15 protein-coding genes and 1 pseudogene are annotated in these 16617 nt (G+C 60.6%); 1 reads left to right on the top strand and 15 read right to left on the bottom strand.

What is annotated here, in order from left to right:
- Positions 1 to 22 precede the first annotated feature (22 nt).
- The 12 genes and pseudogenes from HHJ16_RS15255 to HHJ16_RS15205 form a co-directional block, all read right to left on the bottom strand.
- Positions 23 to 682, bottom strand: coding sequence for a 3'-5' exonuclease (locus HHJ16_RS15255; protein ID WP_296901960.1), 660 nt, complete (start codon positions 680 to 682; stop codon positions 23 to 25).
- Positions 679 to 2505: a DUF294 nucleotidyltransferase-like domain-containing protein gene (locus tag HHJ16_RS15250; protein WP_296901959.1), complete on the bottom strand. Its 1827-nt coding sequence runs from the start codon at positions 2503 to 2505 to the stop codon at positions 679 to 681. Before HHJ16_RS15250 ends, HHJ16_RS15255 begins: the two co-directional genes overlap by 4 nt.
- 146 nt (positions 2506 to 2651) lie before the next feature.
- Positions 2652 to 3323, bottom strand: a complete 672-nt coding sequence (locus tag HHJ16_RS15245) for a 2-hydroxychromene-2-carboxylate isomerase (protein ID WP_296901957.1) — start codon at positions 3321 to 3323, stop codon at positions 2652 to 2654.
- Positions 3324 to 3391: 68 nt separating this feature from the next.
- Complete coding sequence (locus HHJ16_RS16920) at positions 3392 to 3619, bottom strand: DUF1289 domain-containing protein (protein WP_366557505.1); 228 nt, start codon at positions 3617 to 3619, stop codon at positions 3392 to 3394.
- A gap of 42 nt (positions 3620 to 3661) precedes the next feature.
- A pseudogene (locus HHJ16_RS16915) lies at positions 3662 to 4156 on the bottom strand (YbaK/EbsC family protein); the annotation flags it as partial.
- Entirely contained in the window at positions 4156 to 5076 is a 921-nt protein-coding gene (locus HHJ16_RS15235; RefSeq protein WP_296901953.1) for a hydroxymethylglutaryl-CoA lyase, read from the bottom strand. The pseudogene HHJ16_RS16915 and the gene HHJ16_RS15235, both read right to left, overlap by 1 nt.
- 4 nt (positions 5077 to 5080) lie before the next feature.
- A complete protein-coding gene (locus HHJ16_RS15230; RefSeq protein WP_296901951.1) occupies positions 5081 to 6010 on the bottom strand; it encodes a glyoxylate/hydroxypyruvate reductase A in 930 nt (309 codons plus the stop codon).
- Positions 6011 to 6029: 19 nt separating this feature from the next.
- The gene (locus HHJ16_RS15225) at positions 6030 to 8030 is read right to left on the bottom strand and encodes an acetyl/propionyl/methylcrotonyl-CoA carboxylase subunit alpha (RefSeq protein ID WP_296901949.1); all 2001 of its coding nucleotides are present in this window, start codon (positions 8028 to 8030) and stop codon (positions 6030 to 6032) included.
- Positions 8023 to 8694, bottom strand: coding sequence for a DUF4126 domain-containing protein (locus HHJ16_RS15220; protein WP_296901948.1), 672 nt, complete (start codon positions 8692 to 8694; stop codon positions 8023 to 8025). The genes HHJ16_RS15225 and HHJ16_RS15220 overlap by 8 nt, the downstream gene beginning before the upstream one ends.
- A 138-nt stretch (positions 8695 to 8832) precedes the next feature.
- Positions 8833 to 9615, bottom strand: coding sequence for an enoyl-CoA hydratase/isomerase family protein (locus HHJ16_RS15215; RefSeq protein ID WP_296901946.1), 783 nt, complete (start codon positions 9613 to 9615; stop codon positions 8833 to 8835).
- Positions 9616 to 9618: 3 nt separating this feature from the next.
- Positions 9619 to 11241 (bottom strand): carboxyl transferase domain-containing protein, encoded by a 1623-nt coding sequence (locus HHJ16_RS15210; RefSeq protein ID WP_296901944.1) that lies wholly within the window; start codon positions 11239 to 11241, stop codon positions 9619 to 9621.
- A gap of 14 nt (positions 11242 to 11255) precedes the next feature.
- Positions 11256 to 12983: an AMP-binding protein gene (locus tag HHJ16_RS15205; RefSeq protein ID WP_296901942.1), complete on the bottom strand. Its 1728-nt coding sequence runs from the start codon at positions 12981 to 12983 to the stop codon at positions 11256 to 11258.
- Between the two features lie 126 nt (positions 12984 to 13109).
- On the opposite strand from HHJ16_RS15205, the gene HHJ16_RS15200 reads away from it, so the two are divergent.
- The gene (locus tag HHJ16_RS15200) at positions 13110 to 14168 is read left to right on the top strand and encodes an AraC family transcriptional regulator (RefSeq protein WP_296901940.1); all 1059 of its coding nucleotides are present in this window, start codon (positions 13110 to 13112) and stop codon (positions 14166 to 14168) included.
- A gap of 129 nt (positions 14169 to 14297) precedes the next feature.
- Here the strand turns inward: HHJ16_RS15200 and HHJ16_RS15195 are convergent, their stop codons facing one another.
- The 3 genes from HHJ16_RS15195 to HHJ16_RS15185 form a co-directional block, all read right to left on the bottom strand.
- Entirely contained in the window at positions 14298 to 14957 is a 660-nt protein-coding gene (locus tag HHJ16_RS15195) for an HAD family phosphatase (RefSeq protein WP_296901938.1), read from the bottom strand.
- Positions 14958 to 15018: 61 nt separating this feature from the next.
- Positions 15019 to 15465, bottom strand: a complete 447-nt coding sequence (locus tag HHJ16_RS15190; protein WP_296901937.1) for a YchJ family metal-binding protein — start codon at positions 15463 to 15465, stop codon at positions 15019 to 15021.
- 194 nt (positions 15466 to 15659) lie between these two features.
- Positions 15660 to 16445, bottom strand: a complete 786-nt coding sequence (locus tag HHJ16_RS15185; RefSeq protein WP_296901935.1) for a DUF2182 domain-containing protein — start codon at positions 16443 to 16445, stop codon at positions 15660 to 15662.
- Positions 16446 to 16617: the final 172 nt, after the last annotated feature.

Below are 16617 nucleotides of genomic sequence, written 5' to 3'. Positions count from 1 at the left end.
TTTGCTCACGCCGGCACTGGATTTACGTCGGCTTTAACTGCTTCAATTTTAAAAAAGCCAACGCCGCCATGAGCGCGTCGTTCAGGGCATCATGCGCTGGCCACAGTGGCAGGCCCAGGTCCTTGATGAGGCTGTCGAATCTCAGGTCGATCGCGCCGCTGTCGCGCACCAGTGAAGGCAGCTGCTGATATTTGTAATCGTAGTAAAGACCCGAAATCTCGATTTTGGCCTGGGGCAATCCCATGCCCAGTATCGGAAACAGCACCCGGTTGATCATCGCCACATCAAACTCCAGGTAGTAGCCCACCAGGGGCCGACTGCCGATGAAGTGCATCAGTTTCATCACGGCTTCGTCAGCCGTGATGCCTTGCGCCACATCCTGCTCACGCAGGCGGTGCACCCGCACACTGTCTGCTGAAAAGTGCTTCTTTTCCGGGCGCACCAGCAACTCAAGACTTTCGCTGGTCATGACCCGATTGCCCAGGATGCGCACCGCGCCGATTGAAATGATGGCGTCGGTTTTGACGTTCAACCCGGTTGTTTCGCAATCTATCGCCACCCACTCGTTGTGCGGCGGCTGGTCCCACATAAACCGAAACCGTTGGTCGCCCAAGTGGTACAGCATCCATTCGCGCTTGAGTGCTGCGGCCCAGGCCAAGGGCGACAGGTGGGATCCCTTCACAGGGCCTCCAGATGAAACCGCTGGTTGAGCAGCGTCTTGAACTGCTTGACCACGCCAAGCGTGTCTTTGAGTAAGTCGCGGTCCAGGCTGCTGAGCTTTTCCATCTGAATGTCACCGGTTGCCGCATGCCCTGTTGCCAACTGCTGCAGCCCCACTTTCAATTTCAGTCCCATGAAAAAATGCAGGCTATCGATCAGATCAGTGGCCAGTTTTTGAGGGAGTTTTCCCGCCTCGGTCAGGGCCTCGACGCGGTCGGTCGTGGTGGTGGCGCTGATGCGCTGCGCCAGCGCCATGCTACGTATGCCGTGCACCAGCGGGAAGGTGCCCACTTTTTTGATGTCCAGTACCTCTTTGCGTTGATCACCGAGCGAAAGCAGGCGATTCCACAAACCGCTGCCAGTCCCGAAAGCATTGATGGACGAGGCAAAACGCGCCAACATGGCGTCGTTGTCGGCCGTCAGTTCATACACCGCCGCACGCACCTGATCCAGCAGCGCCGTATCCCCACAGACGGCGTGGGCGTCCAGGAAGACTGCCAATGCCATCAGACTATCCGGGCTGCCCGCCATTACCCACAAACGCACCATCTGACTGAAATCCGTCACGCTCTGACGCCAATGCGGGTTGCTGACCATGATGTTGCCGGGGCACACGGGGTAACCAAAATCGGCCAGCGCCTGTGAAAATTGTCGACACACGTCCGCCAAATCCACCGAGCAGACATAGCCATCGCGCAACACCAGCCCGTTGTCCTGATCAGTCTTGAGTAGTTGCTCACCGCGGCCCTCACTGCCCATCACGAACAGACAGCTGTTGGCCACCAGATCCGCTGGCGCAAGCAGTTGCCAGGTCCGCTCAAACAACTTGGCATTCAGTTCTTGCACTAGCCGGGCAATCAGATTGACTTTGGTGCCATTGCTGTGCAGCAGCGAAATAAGCCGGGTGATCTGTCCCGCCGCCAGCTTCAAGGTGGCCACGTCCTGGGCGTTGAGAATCTGGATATTGATCTGATACGACTGGTTGGACAGGTGACTGAAGAGGTCCAACGCCTCCAGCACGCCAATGACCTCTTCGCCTTCACTCACCACCACCCGGCGCACCTTGTGCTTGATCATGACCGCCAGCGCCTCCCCCAGTTGGTCGCTCGGCCGCACCTTGATCAGTGAAAAATTAGCCAATTCACCCACGGGCAAGCGGTCTAGCGGCATACCGTGCAAAATCGCCCGCTGCAGACCGGTCGAGGTAAAGATGCCCAGCGCCGGGGGATTCACACGCCGGTCTCGCACCAGCACGGTGGCGGTGTGTAGCGTCTGAAAGTGTTTGACGACCTCCAGAATACTGGTGTCCGCCTCCACGAAATGCGCGGGGCGCACAAGAGCCTCGTCAACCCGGGCCATCGTCAGGGACTGCAATTCGTGCCGACTTTGCCGTTCGGACAGGGCGCTGAGCTTGTTGGATAGATCTGAAAATAGCAGAGCGCCAAAGGTGGCATTGCCCGCAATCAGGTCACTGACCGTCTGCTTGGCCAATTGGTAGGCTACGACTTCTTCCACGGCCACAAACCGGCTGCTGACCTTGCCCGACACCAGCCCCCGCCCATCGAAGCAATCATCGGGGCCGTAGGTTGTGACGACCTCGTTCGCGTCAAACTGCTGAACAAAGCCTTTAATGATGACAAACAGATGGCTAGGCTGGACACCCAGGGCGAGGATAGTTTCGCCCTGGGGAAAGTAGGCCACGTCCACGTTGACACGCACCAGCCGCTGCTCTTCCAGGGTCAGGCAGTCGAACGGAGAAGCCAAAAAATTAAAGGCGCTAGGCATGCCAAACTCCCCGGGTTATTCCATTTTTCAATTCATTCAAGGCGCGCAGCACTGCGGCAGTGCTACGCCACAAAGTATCGCTTTGAACTGAAAATGAAATGAAGGATTGTTCGCGCTATTTTTACCAATGGCGCGAACCGGCTTCCTTAACGCTGCACGCCCGCCCCCACGTTGGTTACGGCATTCCAGTCGGGTCCGTCAAACCAGGGAGCACCATGGAGGTACTCACGGAGCATGGGAAGCGAATCCAGCCCCCAAAATAGCTTGTCGCCGACTACAAAAGCAGGGACGCCAAAGACACCCTGCGCGATTGCCTCCACGGTATTTTTTTTGAGCTGTGCCTTGACCGCCTCACTGTGCACCGGGCCCTGTGCGTCGCGCGCGATGGCATGGGGCATGATGGCCAACTGCTGCACCAACGAATCGAGCCGCCCCGCATCGTCGGCCGCGGCACCACCTCGCCAGACGTGGCGAAAGATGGTTTCGCAAACGAATCGATTGGGCGCACCCGGGTCGCCCTCCGGACTGCACGCCACGGCGAGCCGCAACAGGGCCAGGGGATTAAAGGGGTGGCTGGCCGGGAGTTGAAGCGGAATGCCCCGGCTGTGGGCCAGCCACAGCACCTGACGGTAGGTCCAGTCACGCTTGGGGGCAATCTCTGCAGGTCCCAATTGGCCATGGTGTTTGAGCATGCCGGCGAACAGCACGGGCCTGTAGCGGACGGTGTAGCTCAGCCCCATCAGGACTTCAGGCAGCAGCTCGAACGCCAGATAAGCGTATGGCGAAATAAAGTCGAGATAGCACGTGAGGTGCTTCATGCTTTCTTCGGCGGGCGGATTTACCGGCTGCTGCTGAGCCGGCTGCGAAACTGCCTCACCCTGCACAGTCATGGTTGAATCGCCGTCATGCGCTGTTCAATCGTTCGCCAGATTGCGCGTTTACCTTCCTCGCTAGCCTGACTCCAGGCGGCGATCTCGTCACCCGTGCGGAAACAGCCTTCGCACAATCCGTTGGTGGCGCTCATGCGGCAGATTGAAATGCAGGGGGACGGTACCTCAGCGGCAGCGCCTACTGACCGAGCCCGCAAGCGGACCAACGTGATTGCGCGTTGCATAGCTCTTTGCGCGTCCTCCGCCTCAACCGGCGTATCCACCGCCAGATCGGCCACGGGTGCGCCCGTCAGTAATTGAAGCTGTTGCGGCGAAAGCTGAAATACCGCATGCGGATGTCCGGCCGCCGCCCATATTTCGTCAAAGCGAAAGAGCGACTGGTCAATCAAGGTGACCGAGGGGGTGGCGTGCGCGAGTGGCGACACACCGCCAATCGAAAAACCGGTCCGGGTTTTCACAAAATCCGCGTCGGCGCGCGCGAGCCGTTTACCGTCTGTACAGACCATCGCCTCGACCTTTTTTTCATCTACCCGCTGGTCGCCAGAGGTCACCACAAGCACGGCAACGTCGTCCGACTTGCGGCGGAAAATAATGCTCTTGGCAATCTGCCCCACCGCAACCCCGAGCGCGTCTGCCGCTTGCTGCGCGGTGCGCGCCGCGCCCTGAAGCATGACCGGGGCATGCGCATGACCCTGGGCCTGTAGCACTGCCGCCACCCGCTGAACGCCGTCAGGCAGTGCTGTAAGTTCCGAGCCGCACATCAGTTCGCTCTTTGGTTCAGCAAAGCGGTCGCTGCGCGAGAGTTGGGTTTACGCGCCAGAAAATCGCTGATAAATTTTCCCGCATCGATCAGTTTTTCCAGATCGATGCCGGTCTCGATTCCCATGCCCTGGAGCAGATACACCACGTCTTCGGTGGCCACGTTGCCGGTGGCGCCCTTGGCGTAGGGACATCCTCCCAGTCCGGCGGACGAAGTGTCAAATTGCCAGACTCCCATTTGCAGACAGACCAGCGTGTTGACCAACGCCTGGCCGTAGGTATCGTGGAAGTGACCCGACACGTCGTTGAGGTCGTAATGCTGGAGAGCGGCCTCCATCGCGCGCTGCACCTTGACGGGCGTCCCTACGCCAATCGTATCGGCCACACCGATGTGCTGAACTCCAATGTCCTTCATCAGGCGCGCCACCAGCGCCACGCGCTCAGGGGCAACTTCGCCTTCATAAGGGCATCCCACAGCGCACGAGATAGCGCCGCGAACATAAATATTGGCGGCTTTCGCCGCCTGCACCACGGGCCGAAAACGTTCGATGCTTTCTGCAATCGAGCAGTTGATATTTCGCTGACTGAAGGCCTCGCTGGCCGCGCCAAACACCACAATTTCATCGGGCCAAAGCGCACGCGCTGGTGCCACGGCCGCTTCAAAGCCTTTCATATTCGGCGTCAGTACCGAATAACGCACACCCGGCTTGCGGCGTATTCCGGCCATCACCTCGGCGGCGTCGGCCATTTGCGGCACCCATTTTGGCGAGACAAAACTGGTGACTTCAATTTCTGTCAGGCCAGCGTCCTGCAGGCGGTGCACCAGTTCGATTTTCACAGCCGCAGGTACGGGTGCTTTTTCGTTCTGCAAACCGTCTCTGGGGCCGACATCGACGAGTTTGACTCGGGAAGGTAGTTTCATGGCCTCAGTATCCTTTTTTAGGGTCAACCACACCGGCAAGGCTGGCAATCGGCGCGCCAGTGTGCAGTGCCCGGATTTTCCCGGCAATCTGCGCAATGCTTTCTTCGCGCAGTGTTCGGGCCGAGGTGTGCGGCGTCACGGTAATTTTGGGGTGCGTCCAAAAAGGATGCGCGGCGGGCAGGGGTTCGGTGCGAAACACATCCAGGGTGGCGCCCGCCAAATGGCCGCTGTCAATCAGCGCAATCAGATCCTGATCGATCAGATGGTTGCCGCGCGCCACATTGATAACATAAGCCCCCGGTTGTAATCGGGCCAGCGTGTCATGGCGCAGGATGCCCTCCGTGTCTGCGGTCAGCGGCAGCAGGCAAACCAGAATGCGCGTGGCCGCCAGAAAGTCGTGAAAGCCCGCTTCGCCCGCAAAACATTGCACGCCCTGAATCGCTTTGGCGGAGCGGCTCCAACCCATCACCGGAAACTCAAACTGAGTCAGTGCGCGGCTGACGCGCTCGCCCAGCACGCCAAGACCCATGACGCCAACCGAAAAATCTTGCCGCAAACAAGGCTTGCGGTAAGACCATTTGCCGTTGGCCACATCGGCCTCATAGCGGTCGAATTCACGGAAATGGCGAATCACCGCATGGCAGACATACTCCGCCATCTGCACCGACATGCCCGCATCGTCCAGCCTGACGACCGGGACGCCGTCGGGCAGTCGCAGTTTCATCAGGGCATCTACACCGGCGCCAATATTGAAGATGCCCTTGAGCTGGGTCTGCTCCTCCAGAAACTGCTGGGGCGGCGCCCAGACCACCGCAAAGTCCGCCAGGGGGGCGCTCGGGGACCAGACCTCAACCACCGCACCCGGCAACGCAGCCTGCAAGCCATCCAGCCACGGCTGGGCCTTGGTATCGGTACAACAAAAGCTAATTCGCATCGCAGTCGTCCGTAAAAACTTAAACGGTTATTTTGAGCAGCTCGGATCCCTCCGCCACTTGGTCGCCCGGCGCATACAACAATTCCTGCACCACGCCATCGGCGGGTGCGGCAATGGTGTGCTCCATTTTCATGGCTTCCATCACCGCCAGTGGCTGGCCCTTGCTGATCTTGTCGCCCACCTTGACCGAAAAAGACACGACTTTGCCGGGCATGGGCGCGGTCAGGCGGCCGACCTCGGCATGGCTCTCACCGGCGTGGGCGAGCAGATCAATGGCGCTGATCTGCGTCGCCCCCCGCGCTGTGAAGACGTGGTCAACCTCGCCTTGCCGGTAAACCGCGGCGGTTAAGCGCTGGCCGGCAAACTGGATGTCGATGCCGCCCTCGCCACTTTCCACTTTGGAGAACTGCAGCGGACCCGAGACCTCACCCACCTCCAGGCGCAGCGCGCCATCATGTAAGTAGGTCAAGCCGGCTTGCGCAAGTTCGCCGTGAAATTCAAACTCGAAACGCCGCTGCGTCACGCCATGCGAGCGCCAACCGTCGCGGTGGCTGAAGGGGTCGGCACCTTCATCGCTTTTTTCATTCAGGAGCGCGTGAGCAATTGCGGCCGCCGCTGCCATGGCCAGGCCGACCGGCTCCTGCTTGAAGAGTCCCGCCTCTTCGCGCTGGATCAACGCCGTGTCCAGATTAGCGTGGGCAAACGAAGGGCTACGCACCACGTGGCGCAAAAACTGGACATTGGTGTTGAGCCCAACGATGCGGGTTTGCGCCAGCGCGTCGTCCAGTCTGGCGAGCGCTTCTTCACGGGTCTGGCCATGCACGATCAGTTTGGCCACCATGGAGTCGTAGAACGGAGAAATAGTGTCGCCCTGGCGCACGCCATCGTCCACGCGAACCAAGCCCCGCTCAAAGCTGGTACAGGCCGGCTTCTGATAAACGTGCAAAGTACCGGTCGCCGGCAGAAAATTATTTTCAGGATTTTCGGCGCAGATACGCGCCTCGATGGCATGGCCGTTGATGCGCAGCTGGTCTTGCGCGAGCGGCAGGGGCTGGCCCGCGGCAACGCGGAGTTGCCACTCGACTAAATCCAGCCCGGTAATCGCTTCGGTCACTGGATGCTCCACCTGTAACCGGGTATTCATCTCCATGAAGAAGAAATTCATGCTGCCATCGGGGCGCTGTTCAACGATGAACTCCACCGTTCCGGCACCGACATAGTTCACCGCGCGGGCTGCAGCCACTGCAGCTGCGCCCATCTGCTGGCGCATGGCCTCGGTCATACCGGGAGCAGGAGCTTCCTCCAGTACTTTTTGATGGCGCCGCTGCACCGAGCAGTCCCGCTCGAACAGGTACACATAGTTGCCGTGGCTGTCGCCGAACACCTGAATCTCGATGTGACGCGGACGCTGCGCATATTTTTCCACCAGCACAGCGTCGTCACCAAAGCTGTTGATGGCTTCGCGCTTGCAGGAGGCCAGCGCCGCGTCAAAATCTTCCGACCTGGCCACAGCCCGCATGCCCTTGCCGCCACCGCCCGCACTGGCCTTGATGAGGACCGGGTAGCCAATGCGATCCGCCTCACGCTTCAGCAGGGCCGGCGACTGGTCACTGCCGTGGTAGCCGGGCACCAATGGCACACCCGCCGTTTCCATCAGACGCTTGGACTCGGCTTTAAGACCCATGGCCTTGATGGCAGACGCCGGGGGGCCAATGAAAACCAAACCAGCGTCGGCACAGGCCTGCGCAAATTCTTCGTTCTCGCTCAAAAATCCGTAGCCGGGGTGAATCGCCTGCGCACCCGTGGCCTTTGCCGCCGCAATGATTCGCTCCCAACGCAGGTAGCTGTCTTTAGGCGCGTTGCCGCCAATGTGTACGGCCTCATCGCAAAAGCGCACATGCTTGGCGTCGGCATCAACATCTGAATACACCGCAACGGTTTTGATGGCCATGCGTCGGGCAGTTGCCGCAACGCGGCAGGCGATCTCGCCCCGGTTCGCAATCAATATTTTTTTAAACATGTCTGTCGTTCTTTGAAAAAGGGGACTTCAGGGAAAAAGCCGGTGGCAATCCGGGATCGGACTTGCCGCTAAAAATGCGGGTGACGCGAACAAAAAGCTGTGTCAAAAATCGCCAACAAATTCGAATCAGCCAGACGCTGAAGACCAGCGTGGCCGCCAGCAAAACCATAAACACAAAAGGATGCGCCAGCGCCAGCCACAAGCCCAGCGGCACCATTCCGTCCTCAAGCAAAGACGCGCCGACATTGCTAAAAGGCTCTGGAGAAGTGTTGATGGCCGCACGCGTTGTCGCCTTCGCCAAGTGACTGGTGGCGGCCAGCGCGCCGCCTAGCAGCGCCGCCACCAGCGCCATGAGGTGACTGTCCGCCCCGAAAACGCCTGCGGCCAAGGCGGCACCCGCAGGGATGCGGATAACGGTATGAACCACATCCCAAAGTGAATCCAGTCCGGGAATCTTGTCAGCAAAAAACTCGACGAATACCATGAAGCCACTGGCACCCAGCACCACGGGATGCGCCAGCAAATGAAGGCCTTGCGGCAGCGTTACCCAGCCCAGGAAACCGGCCAGCCCGGTCAGCAGTACCACCAGATACAACCGCACACCGCTGGCCCAGCCCAGCGCGCCCGCCAAAGCAATTAGTTGAGCCGTATCAAGTGCATTCATAAGGCCCCCACGCTTGTCGCTTCGCGTACTGCGCTGCCCCCCGAAGTGGCCGCCCCGCCTGCGGCCTGGCAAAGCCAGTTCGCGGCCGATACTGGTACGGACGGGCAAGGGATCGGGCTTCCGTGCTCATCAACGGCCTCATGCCAGCCAGGACGGCTTGCGCTTTTGCAGGAAGGACTGAACCCCTTCCCGGCCTTCGCTGCTGGTGCGAATGTCGGCGATGCCTTCGACGGTGCGGGCGATCAGCTGGACGTCAATCGCGTGACCGGCCACCTCCTGCACCAGCCGCTTGCAGGACCGCACGGCATTTGGACTGACGTTGATTAAGGCGTGGGTCATTTCCGCTACCTTGGCGTCCAGTGCGTCGGCACTCACCACTTCATGGACGAGCCCGATGCGGTGCGCTTCCTTCGCATCAAAGCGCTCGGCCGTCAAAAAATAACGATGGGCGGCCCGCGCGCCCATGGCCCGGATCACATACGGGCTGATGGTGGCCGGAATCAATCCCAGCTTGACCTCGCTCAGGCAGAAGTTGGCGCTGTCCACGCTGACCGCCATGTCGCAAGCCGCCACCAGCCCCATGCCACCGGCATAGACATCGCCCTGAATGCGGGCGATGGTCGGCTTGGGGCATTCATACATCACCCGCAGCATCTCGGCCAGCGCTCCGGCGTCAGCCAGATTTTCAGCGCGGCTGTAGTCGGCCATGCGGCGCATCCAGTTCAGATCCGCGCCAGCGCAAAAGGCCGGGCCCACGGCAGCCAGCACCACGGCGCGGACCTCGGCACGGCTGGCCGCATCCTGAAACGCAGCGGTGATTTCGGCAATTACCTCGTCGTTGAAGGCATTGCGGATGTCGGGGCGGCTGAGCGTGAGCGTCAGCACCGCGCCATCTTGAGTAGTTTCGAGTGCAGTCGTCATGGCCTACATCCGGAAAAGGCCGAATTTCGTCTCGGGAATCGGTGCATTTTGCGAGGCGCTCAAGCCCAGCGCGAGTACCCGGCGGGTATCGGCCGGATCAATGACGCCGTCGTCCCAGAGTCGTGCGGTCGCGTAATAAGGGTGGCCCTGAATCTCGTACTGGCTGCGGATCGGTGCCTTGAAGGCTTCTTCTTCTTCCACGCTCCAGGTACCGCCCTTGCCCTCGATACCGTCGCGCTTGACCGTCGCCAGCACGCCAGCCGCCTGGTCGCCGCCCATCACGCTGATGCGCGCATTCGGCCACATCCAAAGAAAGCGTGGCGAAAACGCCCGGCCGCACATGCCGTAGTTGCCGGCGCCAAAACTGCCGCCGATGATGACTGTGAACTTGGGAACCGCCGCCGTGGCCACTGCCGTCACCATCTTGGCGCCGTTGCGGGCGATGCCTTCGTTTTCGTATTTTCGGCCCACCATGAAGCCGGTGATGTTCTGCAAAAACACCAGAGGTATCTTGCGCTGGCAGCATAGTTCGATGAAGTGCGCCGCCTTGAGCGCCGACTCGCTGAACAAAATGCCGTTGTTGGCAATGATGCCGACTGGCATGCCTTCAATGTGGGCGAAGCCGCAAATCAGCGTGGTGCCGTAGCGCGCCTTAAACTCGTCAAATTCGCTGCCGTCCACGATGCGGGCAATAATTTCACGCACATCGAACGGCTTGCGGGTGTCTTTTGGAATGATCCCGTAGAGTTCTTCCGCTCCAAATTTAGGCGCCGTTGGCGGCCTGGTTGATTGCGCCAAGGCTTTACTTTTATTCAAATTCTTGATGGAGCTGCGTGCCAGCGCCAGCGCGTGCAGGTCATTCTTTGCAAGATAATCGGCCACGCCCGAAAGGCGAGTATGCACATCGCCACCACCCAGATCTTCGGCGCTGACCACTTCGCCCGTGGCGGCTTTGACCAACGGTGGCCCGCCCAGAAAAATGGTGCCCTGATCCTTGACGATGATGCTTTCATCGCTCATGGCGGGAACATACGCGCCGCCTGCGGTGCAGGAACCCATCACCACGGCAATCTGTGCGATGCCAAGCGCGCTCATGTTGGCCTGGTTAAAAAAGATTCGGCCAAAGTGGTCGCGATCCGGAAATACATCGTCCTGATTCGGCAGGTTCGCGCCACCCGAATCCACCAGATAGATGCAAGGCAAGTTATTTTGCTGCGCAATTTCCTGGGCACGCAAATGCTTTTTGACCGTGAGCGGATAGTAGGTGCCGCCTTTGACGGTGGCGTCGTTGCACACGATCATGCAGTCAACTCCGCTGACGCGGCCGATACCTGTAATCAGTCCGGCACAAGGCGCGCTGTCGCTGCCGTCACGATCGGGATACATCCCCAAGGCAGCCAGCGGGGCCAGCTCCAGAAAAGGCGTACCGGGATCCAGCAGCATCTGCACCCGATCGCGCGGCAACAGCTTGCCGCGTGCCGTGTGCTTGGCGCGGGCTGCCTCGCCGCCGCCTGCTGCAGCTTTGGCCAGTTGAACAGTGAGGTCGTCCACCAGCGTGCGCATGGCGGCGGCATTGGCGCAGAAGTCGGCGGAGCGGGCGTTAAGTTTGGTTTCGAGCGTGGTCATGGAGCCGGTTTCTTTCAAGCGGTTTTATCTTCTTCCAGCCCGAGCTGGTTTTTCATTTCGTCGCGGATCTTGAACTTCTGGATTTTTCCGGTGACCGTCATGGGGAAGCCCGACACGAAGCGAATGTAACGCGGGATTTTGTAGTGCGCAATCTGGCCCTTGCAGAAGGCGCGGATTTCATCTTCGGTCAGCGTCTCGCCGGGCCGAGTCACGACCCAGGCACACAGTTCCTCGCCAAAACGTTTGTCGGGCAAGCCGACCACCTGGACGTCCTGAACCTTGGGATGGCGGTAGAGGAATTCTTCAATCTCACGAGGATAAATATTTTCGCCGCCCCGAATCACCATGTCCTTGATCCGGCCAACGATGTTGACGTAGCCCTCTGCGTCCATGGTGGCGAGGTCGCCGGTGTGCATCCAGCCTTCGGTGTCGATCGCTTCCTGCGTCCGCGCCGGATCGTCCCAGTAGCCGTGCATGACGGAGTAGCCGCGCGTGCACAACTCCCCCGACACCCCGGGCAGGACGATTTCGCCACTCTCGGGGTTGCGAATCTTGACCTCCAGGTGAGGCTGCACCAGACCTACGGTGGACACGCGCTTGTCCAGCGGCGTGTCGATGGAGCTCTGGCAACTCACCGGACTGATTTCGGTCATGCCGTAGGCGATGGTGATCTGACGGAGGTGCATGTCGGTCATCACGCGCTCCATCACTTCTATCGGGCAAGGCGAACCGGCCATGATGCCGGTGCGCAAGGTGGACAGGTTGAACTCTTTAAAACGCGGATGGTCGAGTTCAGCAATGAACATCGTCGGAACGCCGTGCAGGCCAGTGCACTGCTCGTCTTGCACGGTCTGAAGTACGGTCAGCGGGTCGAAGCCGTCGTTCGGGTAGACGATGGTGGCGCCGTGCGTGAAGCAAGCCAGGTTGCCCAACACCATCCCGAAGCAGTGGTAGAGCGGCACCGGAATACACAAGCGATCGGCGGGGGTCAGCTTCATGGCCTCGCCAATAAAAAAGCCGTTATTCAGAATATTGCGGTGCGTCAGCGTGGCGCCCTTCGGGAAGCCCGTGGTGCCGCTGGTGAACTGAATATTGATGGGGTCGCTTGCCTTGAGTTGATAGGCGATGTCGGTCAAGCGCGCGTCGTCCGGGTCACCGCGTTTCAGCAGGTCGGAAAACCGGAGCAGGCCCGGCTGCTCAACGCCCTGGCCGGGCTCGTCAATCCAGATCACGGTTTTCAGGTGCGGCAAAACAATGGAGGCCAGTTCGCCTGGTTTTGCGTGCGACCATTCCGGCGCCAGCTCCCTCAGCATGCCGAGATAGTCGCTGGTCTTGAAGCGCGCCATGGTCACCAAGGCCTTGCAGTTGACCTTGTTGAGCGCGTATTCGACTTCGGCCGTGCGGTAGGCCGGATTGATGTTCACCAACAGCAGACCCACCTTGGCCGTGGCCAGTTGCACCAGCACCCACTCGGCGTTGTTGTGCGACCAGATGCCAACCCGGTCGCCGGGCATCAAGCCGAGCCCGAGCAAGGCGCTGGCCAGACGATTGGCCTCACGCTGCAATTGGCGGTAGCTGTAGCGGCGGCGCTGGTGCACGCTCACCAGCGCTTCGCGATCGGGATGGCGGGCCACGATGGTGTCGAAATAAGCCCCGATCGGCTGCTCGATCAGCGGCACGTCGGTGTTACCCCGGGCGAGACTCCGTGTCAGGGGGGGCGATGCGAAAAGGTCTTGGCTCATCTCTGTCTCCTTGCGGCCGCCACCATGGGCAGGTGCGGACAGTATGGACCAAGCATAGAAGCAGCGACGGATTCCCACTGGCCATAGAGGTTGCAAATCGTGCCACCCACGAGCACACTTCAAGCCATGACGCCCCGCTTGACCATGCCTTCTGCCAGCAGTTCCCGCCCCGCCGGCGCCCCCGCCGTGACGCCAATGGCTTTTGTGCTGGCGATCATGCTGGCTTATGAACGCCGCGGTATCAGCCCTGCCGGCGCGCTGGCGCAGGCACAAATCGCGCCTTCTGCGCTGCTCGACGCAGCGTCGCGGATCACTGCCTGGCAAATGGAGCGTATTTCCGACGCCGCCATGCAGGAACTGGACGATGAGGCGCTGGGCTGGTTTAGCCGGCGCTTGCCTTGGGGCAGCTACGGCATGCTGGCACGGGCCTCCATCAGTGCACCCAGCCTGGGCGTGGCGCTCAAGCGATGGTGCCGGCACCACGGGCTGATTGCAGGGGACATCACGCTCAAGCTGGAGTTGGAGGGCGACACGGCAAAGTTGTCCATTACCGAACACCGGGACTTGGGCGCTCTGCGGGAGTTCTGTCTGGTATCGGTACTGAGAAACATCCACGGTTTGGCCTGCTGGCTGATTGACTCGCGCATTCCGCTGCTCGGCACGCAATTTCCGTTTACAGCGCCGCCGCATTGCGATGTGTACGGCATCCTGTTTCCGGGCCCCATCGCTTTCGCCGCCTCGCTGACCACCCTTCGTTTTGACACGCGCTACCTGGCCTTGCCGCTGCGACGGGATGAGCGCGCATTGCAACAAATGCTGCAGCGCGCCTTGCCACTCACGGTCCTGCAGTACCGGCGCGACCGCCTGCTGGTGCAGCGGGTGCGCCACGCACTGGCGGCCCATCCGGCGCAGACCCACAGCGCGGACGCCTTGGCGGCACTGCTCCACGTCTCCCCGCGCACCTTACACCGCCAACTGAAAGAGGAAGGGGCGTCTCTGCAGTCCCTGAAAGACGACGTTCGCCGAGCCTGCTCGCTGGACCTGTTGCTTCGCACCGGCCGCCCCATCAAGCAGGTGGCCGAGGCAGCGGGATTTCAAAACGAAAAGAGCTTCATCCGCGCCTTTCGGGGCTGGACCGGCCAATCCCCGGCTGAATTCAGGCGTTTGGGCCAGCCTTTGGCCTGACGCGGGCGGCTCGTGCACAACTTCTGTGGACAAGTTTGTGCATACGCCTAGGGAAAACCCTCGAAATCGCCGCCCGATGGGGGTTTCAACACGATGCCCGGTAAACAGGCAACCGGCACTACAGATCGCTCAAGCGGTTGCCAACAGCGGCGGCAAGTCGGCCATGTGAGCGAAGAGGAGGCCGGCACCGGCTTGCAATAGAGCCGGACCGCACTCGGGCAGCGGGCAATAGGCCCACACCGTGGCTCCGGCAGCGACGCCCGCCGTGACCCCTGTGGACGTGTCCTCGATCACCAGACACTGCTGGCCCGGTACGCCCAAATGCGCTGCGGCGGCCAGATAGACATCGGGCGCCGGTTTGGAACGCGGCATTTCGTGTCCGCTGAAGATGCGCCCTTCAAAATAGTCCATCAGCCCCACCTGGGCCAGCTGCATTTCCACCTTGAAGCGGTCCGCGCCCGATGCGCAGGCGATGCGTTGCGCCACATGGGCATGTGCGGCGGCTACCGCTTCGTGCGCGCCGGTAATGGCCTGTAGGTGGGCCTGCAACTCGACGTTGCGCCGGGCGTAGAACTCGGCCATCCAGTCCTCGGTCAGCGGCCGGCCGGTACGCGACTCGATCAGGGACCGTTCGTCGCGCACCGCCTTGCCGACGAAAACCCGCATACATTCCGCGGCTGTGAGTGACCAGCCGCCCTCTTCCAGCATGTCGCGCAGCACGCCGTTGGTGATCGGTTCGCTGTCCACCAGCACGCCATCGCAGTCAAACAAGATTGCTTCAAATTTCATGGTTACTCGCTTTTTAATAGCGGCTTACGCACGCAGAACATGCGCAAAAGACATTTTTGGCTTAAAACTGGTCACCATCGACGTAAAACCAGTGTCCCTGCTCGCGCACGAATCGGCTTAGCTCGTGCAAACGAATCGCACGACCACCCTCGCGGCAGCGGGCGACGAACGCCACTTCCGCGTGGTTGGCGTCTAGCGGCCGGTGCGAGCGCACTTCCAGCCCCAGCCATTTCGCAGCCGGGTCGAGTGTGAGCTCGGTGGGGCGGGTGCTGGCATGCCAAGTGGCCAGCAGATAGTCACGGCGGCCCAGCACGAAAGCGCTGTAGCGCGAGCGCATCAGCGTCTCGGCATCGGGCGCTGGCACGGCGGTGGCTTCGTTCAGGTACGGGCCGCAGCAGGCCGAGAAAGGCAGGTGCTGGGTTTTGGCCGTCTTGTTTTTAGGGGTCGCCTTCGTGGCGGTGCGGCCGCAGGGGCACGGTGTGCTCATTACTTCAGGCAGCGCAGCCATCGGCCGGCCTTGCGTCGTTCATGCGCGTCAAGATATTGTTCATCGTTCTGATTTTTACAGAGTTCAGGCCGGGCAATTGCGCATAGACGGAAAGCCCGCTTCGCAGCGCACCACGAAGCGCATTTCCAATGCATCCAACGCATGCCCTCCACGCATCAAGTGGCTTACCGGTTCGCCACCCAGGCCGCTGGCGCCTAGCTCACGAGGGCCAGCAACTTGACCAGACCTGCCGTAATCAGCCCAAGCCCCAGGGCCGACGCCAGTCGTTCTCCTCTCGGCGCCAATTTTTCAATCGCGACTGCAATCGACAGCGCGGCGATCCAGGCGAGGTTCATGACCCCGCCCACGAAAAGCAAGGCCATCAACGCCCAGCAACAGCCCACGCACATCAGGCCATGCCGCACCCCCATTACGAAGGCACCATACAAGCCAGCGCGCCACTCCCCGAGCAGGAAACCCATCGGTGTGCGGCAACGCGAAAGGCATACCTGTTTGAGGCGCGAAAACTGATAGACACCAGCGACGAGCAGCAACACTGCAGTCAGTAAAGCCGACGTGCTGACGATCATCGGATTGACCCAGCCCATGGCCTGTAGTGCCCACTGTGCCGCCGTAGCCCCCGCGCTGAAGACGACCCAGACGAACAAATAGGCTGCAACAAAGCTGCCTCCCCGCGCCCGCTCTCCACTGCGAACGCTCAGATTGACGAAGGTCAGGATCATCGGCAGTGCCGACGGCAACATCATCGCGGCCATCATGAGCGCCCACATGATCCAGATCGCAAGCACGCTGGCGGCGCTCCAGTTGGAAGAATCCGGCATCGTCAGTTGCGCAAACGGTTGGCTCATGTCGACCGCGATCCAGGCCAGGAACATCCAGCCGATCACGCTGATTGCCAGTATCCCCGCCGTCAGCTTTGACTGCCGGGCAACGAGGGTGGTCATGCCTTGTGGCGCGCTGTCAGCCGCTTGTTGTCGCATCGGTCACCGTCCTTCGCCAGTTCTCGAACTTCCTGGAACGATGCGCGTGTTTCGACAGCTAGTCAAGCCGGGGTGTCATCGATTTGGATTGGCTTTTTTGGCAATATGCAGGTTGCAAACATGGTGAAGATGCGACATTGCGAAGGCTCAAACATCGGAATAGACTGTTTCG

Origin of the sequence: Polaromonas sp. (assembly GCF_012927485.1) — a bacterium.
Lineage (GTDB): Bacteria > Pseudomonadota > Gammaproteobacteria > Burkholderiales > Burkholderiaceae_C > Polaromonas.
This window is presented reverse-complemented; position numbering and strand designations above follow the sequence as displayed.